Source organism: Streptomyces niveiscabiei, assembly GCF_001419795.1.
GTDB classification, from domain to species: domain Bacteria; phylum Actinomycetota; class Actinomycetes; order Streptomycetales; family Streptomycetaceae; genus Streptomyces; species Streptomyces niveiscabiei.
Genome location: NZ_LIRL01000662.1, coordinates 1 through 4897, shown reverse-complemented (window position 1 = coordinate 4897; position 4897 = coordinate 1). Strand labels below are relative to the sequence as shown.

Here is a 4897-nt window from a genome sequence, read left to right as displayed (position 1 = left end):
TCCCCGGCTCGGCCCGCGCTCCCAGCCCCGGCCTCCCTCACCACCTCCGCCGTCACGCCCGGCGCAGCTTGTCGTTGCAGAACGCCACCGTGTCATCGAGGGCCTTCTTCGGCGACTTCTCCCCCTTCAGCGCAAGCGCGACCTGTTCACGCAGCTCATCGACCATGGCCTGCGAGAAGGCAGGCGGCCAGTACACAACAGCCCGCCCGATCTGCGCCGCCGCCTCGACACGCACGCGGCCCTCGTCGGTGCCGTCGTCCTTCGTGAAGTACGGGTCGTCCAGGGTGTTCCGGGTGGCCGGAAAGATCGCGGCCTGGTGGGCGAAGGCGAGTTGGTTCGCCCGGTTGGTGGCGAACTTGGCGAAGGCGACGGCCGTAGCGGCGTTCCCGGTCCTCGAACTCACCGCGAGGGACTCGATGTACATGTTCGGCGCGGCGTCGGCGACGATCGGCCCGATGGCGACGCTCCGGTAGATGTCGGGCGCGTTCTTCTTGAAGTCGGCGAGGTTGTAGGCGCTGCCGGGCAGCCAACCCAGCTCCCCCGCCTTGAACTTGTCGACCTCGCCGACCTGCTTCTCGTTGAGGATGTCCTCGGTGAGCGCGCCGGCGTCGTACAACTCCTTGTAGCGGGTGAGGAGTTCGACGCCCTTGGCGCTGTTGAAGGTGAACGCGGTGGCGTCCTTGTCCATCAGCTCGACGCCGTACGTCCCGAAGGTCTCGATGACCGGGGTGCGGCCGAGCATCGAGTACGCGCCTTTCGCGGAACCGGCCATCTTCTCGGCCTGGGTGAAGAGTTCGCCGTAGGTCTTCGGGAGGTCCTTGGGGTCGAGGCCCGCTTTGGTCATGAGCGCGGTGTTGAAGAAGGAGGGGCCGGTGTTGAGGTAGAAGGGGTAGCCGTAGGTGCCGCCGTCGATGCCCGGCCAGGTCATGGCGTTCCAGGCGGCGGGGAGGAAGTCGGCCTTCGCGGCGGGGTCGGCCTTGGCGATGTCGAGGAGTTTCCCGGCGCCGGCCAGGGTGTACCCGGCCTCGGGGCCGAGGTCCATGACGTCGGGAAGGGTGCCGGCGGCGGCGTCGGCGGAGAGTTTCTCGGAGTAGCCGTCGGCGGGCTGGTCGATCCACTTGACCTTCGTGCCGGGGTGTTCCTTCTCGAAGGCGGCGACGAGGCCGGTGAAGTAACCGGCGTAGTTGCCCTTGAGGTTCCAGGTCTGGAAGGTGATCGAGCCGGCGACCTTGCCGTCGACCGGTCCGTCGGTGCCGCCGCCGGAGTCGTCCCCGCCGCCCACCCCGCACCCCGCCAGCACCAGGATCGCCCCTGCGATGCCGAGACGTCTCATCGTGAACTCCCTCGCGTCGATCGGTCGGTTCGGCGAGTTCCCGTGCGTTCACTGCCCCGGCGGGTCGGCCGGGGACGGCGAGAGCCGACACTAAGGCGCTTAAGTTGAGGGTGTCAACGGCCGGGACAGGGTGGATGGGTGGGTCTGATGGTCCGTCAATTCTCGTGATCTTGAGGTGAGTTGATGCCCGTGCTGGCGCGGGCGATCAGCGTGGGCACCAGGTCCGCCGGGTCGGTCGACGGCTCCGAGTCGAGCAGGCCGAGCAGTCGCCGGGCCACGTCCGCGCCGAACCCGACCGCGTCCCGGCGCAGCGCGGTGAGCGCGGGTCTGAGCGCCGTACAGACCGGGGTGTCCTCCCAGACGACCACCGCGACGTCGTCCGGGATGCGCAGGGCGTGGCGGCGCAGGACGTCCAGACCGGCGACGGCGAGCACCTCGTTGTCGTAGATCAGCGCGGTGGGGCGGGGCGTGCCGGTGAGCGCGGTCTCGGTGGCGGCCGAGCCGGCCGGCGCGGAGAAGTCGGTGGACAGGGTCCGCAGGCCGGTGAACTCCAGGTCGCGGCCGGTGCGTTGGAAGGATTCGATGCGGCGGTGCACGTGCAGCATCTCGGCGGTGCCCGACAGGTAGGCGACGTGGTCGTGGCCGCGTTCCCGCAGGTGGCCCATGACGGCGCGCATCGCGGCGGCGTCGTCGACGGGTACGGAGGGCAGGTGACCGCCGGGGTCGGGGCCGCCCGCGACGACGCCGGGCAGGCCGAGGGCCGCGACGGCCGCCGGGCGGGGGTCGCCCCGCCGCAGGTCGACCAGGACGACGCCGTCGACTCTTCCTTCGTGCCGCCATCGGTGATAGGTCGCGATCTCCTCCTCGACATCGGCTACGACCTGGAACAGCAGTCCGTAGTGCCGTCCGCTCAGCACGGTCTGCATGCCGGTCATCAGGCGGTGGAAGAAGAGTTCGGTGCCGACGTCCCGGGCGTCGCGGGCGACGACGAACCCGACGGTCGATGACCCGGCGCCGGTGAGGGCGCGGGCGGCCGGGTGCGGGGTCCAGTCCAGCTCCTCGACGACCTCCAGGACGCGCCTGCGGGTGGCCTCGGAGACGCCGGGGCGGCCGTTGAGGGCGAAGGAGGCGGCGGCTTCGGAGATGCCGCAGCGCCGGGCGATGTCGCGAAGCGTCGGACGGCGGGCGGGGCGGCGGTCCTGGCCGGTCATGGCAACCTCGGTGATCCGGCGCGGGACGCTCACGCCCCATCGACCTGATACGTCGTCAACTCCCTCTTGCGGCACACACTTTAGCGCTTTAGTGTCGGCTCTCGCCGCACCGAGGAGAGGGGACCCCCATGCCCGTCGACGCGTCAGGCCCGTTACCGAGATCCCTGCGGCGCCGCAGCCTCCTGCAAGCTGCCGGTGCCGGACTGCTGGCCACCGCCCTCCCCGCGACAGCCGCTCACGCGCAGTCCCTCGCGGCGGCGGGCTTCGGCCCCGAACCTCCTTTGATGCACGGCTACTCGGGACCGCAGATCAAGTCGTGGCACCCGGACACCGACCGCCATGCCCGCTACCTGCGCTCCCGCGTCCCCCTCGCGACGCGCATCGCCCCCTTCGAACCGACCCAGTCCCGCCGGGGCCTTGACCCCCGCCCGAGGCTCGCCGTCCTCGCCAACGACTACGTCCAGCCGGACTGGGAGACCGAGGGCTACCCGTACGGCCCGGTCGCCGAGGCGTACGCGCTGCGCTTCTGGCAGTACCCCGACCTGTACGCCTCCTGGCACGGCCTCCCGCTGGACGGCCGCCACGCCGAACCCAACCCGCCCTACGGCCTGTTGAACCTCCCCAACCCCGGCTACACGGACGCCGCGCACCGCAACGGCGTGCTGAGCCTGGGCTGTTGGTTCTGGCCGCGCCCGGAGAACTTCGCGGACATCGTGGAGAGGACCCCGCAGGGCACGTTCCCTCTCGCGGACCAACTCATCGCGATGGCCCGCTACTTCGGCTTCGACGGATACTTCGTCAACCAGGAGGCCACCATCACGGCGGCCCAGGCGCGGCTCCTGATGGAGATGCTCGCCTACCTCGCCCGCAAGGCCCCGGCCGGCTTCCACCTCCAGTGGTACGACTCCCTCACGATCGACGGCCGGATCTCCTACCAGAACGAGTTCAACTCGGTGAACTCCCCCTGGATCGTGTCCGGCGGGCAGCGCGTCAACAGCAGCGTGTTCCTCAACTACTGGTGGAACTCGGCCAAGATCCAGGCGTCCCGCGCCCACGCCCAGTCCCTGGGCCTCGACCCGTTCCAGGTCGTGTACGCGGGCAGCGAGATCGGCATGTACCGCTTCGCCCAGCCCTATGACCCGCGCGCGATCTTCCCCGACGGCGGTGAACCGCGCACGAGTTGGGCGTTCCTCGGCTCGGAGATGGTCTGGTACACGGTCGACGGCGACAAGAGCACCCTCGCGCGGCAGGCGCCGGTCTACGCCCGCGAGCGCCAGCTGTGGTGCGGGCCCGCCGAGGACCCCTCGCGCACCGGCCGCACCCGGCAGCCCAGCAGCGGCAGCCCGCTCGACCCGGCGGGCTGGGACGGCACCGCCCACCACATCGTCGAGAAGTCGGTGATCGGCCAACTCCCGTTCGTCACAAGGTTCTGCACCGGCACCGGCGAGCGGTTCTTCGTGGACGGCGTACAGGTCGGCGACCGGCCCTGGTTCGACATCGGCGTCCAGGACCTGCTGCCGACCTGGCAGTGGTGGGTCCGCGACGGCGCGGGCGCCCCGAGTACGGCGGTCCGCGCGGACTACGACCACACGATCGCGTACGACGGCGGCAACTCCCTGCGCCTGTCCGGCACTCTCGGGGCGTCCGCGTCGGCTGTCGTGCGCCTCTACAAGACGCGGCTGCCGTTGACCTCGGCGTCGACCGCCTCGCTGGTGCACCGGGGTTCGACCGGGACGGCGGCGCTGCGGCTTGGGCTGGTGTTCGAGGACGCTCCCGCCGAGGTGGTGTGGGTCAACGCCGGTTCGGTGTCGGGGAGTTGGACGCGGTGGACGGGCAACCTCGGGGCGTGGGCGGGCCGTACGGTCGTCGCCGTCCACGTCTCGCTGCTGGCCGGGGCGGGCGGGGCTGCCGGGATCGCCGTGAACCTGGGCGAGCTGCGGATCGCGGACTCGGGGCCCGATCCGGCGCCGGGGTGCCCGACCGGGTTCGCCGTCGAGCGGGCGGTGCGGGCCGGTGACGCCGCGAGTGTCTATCTGACCTGGGATTTCCTGCCGGACGGGGTGGCTCGGTACGACATTTTCCGGCGCACTTCCGGGGGGCGGCGGTGGCTGGGGCGGACGTACGACGGCGCGTACTGCGTGTCGCCGTTGGACCGGGACGGTGACTCGGTGACGACGCTCGAACTGGAGGCGGTGTCCGTGACCGGGCGCCGCAGCTGTGCCGCCTCGACGTCGCTGGCCTGGTAGGAGGGAACGGCATGGGCCTCAGGCTGACCGTCGCGGCGCTCGTCCTGTCCTGCGTGTTCGCCGCACCCCCGCCGGCGTCGGCGACCGGCACCGCTCTCCCCCAAGTC

The 4897-nt window shown here is 71.0% G+C and carries 3 protein-coding genes; 1 reads left to right on the top strand and 2 read right to left on the bottom strand.

What is annotated here, in order from left to right; translation table 11 throughout:
- Positions 1 to 52: 52 nt before the first annotated feature.
- Positions 53 to 1333 (bottom strand): extracellular solute-binding protein, encoded by a 1281-nt coding sequence (locus AOK24_RS29765; protein WP_055723136.1) that lies wholly within the window; start codon positions 1331 to 1333, stop codon positions 53 to 55.
- Between the two features lie 155 nt (positions 1334 to 1488).
- Entirely contained in the window at positions 1489 to 2577 is a 1089-nt protein-coding gene (locus AOK24_RS29760) for a LacI family DNA-binding transcriptional regulator (protein ID WP_240554199.1), read from the bottom strand.
- Between the two features lie 95 nt (positions 2578 to 2672).
- On the opposite strand from AOK24_RS29760, the gene AOK24_RS29755 reads away from it, so the two are divergent.
- A complete protein-coding gene (locus AOK24_RS29755) occupies positions 2673 to 4790 on the top strand; it encodes an endo-beta-N-acetylglucosaminidase (RefSeq protein WP_079057062.1) in 2118 nt (705 codons plus the stop codon).
- The last annotated feature ends 107 nt before the right edge of the window (positions 4791 to 4897 follow it).

Bases quoted from the DNA above. Each gene is read 5' to 3' on its own strand.
- AOK24_RS29765 (WP_055723136.1), bottom strand. From the start codon at position 1,333: ATGAGACGTCTCGGCATCGCAGGGGCGATCCTGGTGCTGGCGGGGTGC.
- AOK24_RS29755 (WP_079057062.1), top strand. From the start codon at position 2,673: ATGCCCGTCGACGCGTCAGGCCCGTTACCGAGATCCCTGCGGCGCCGC.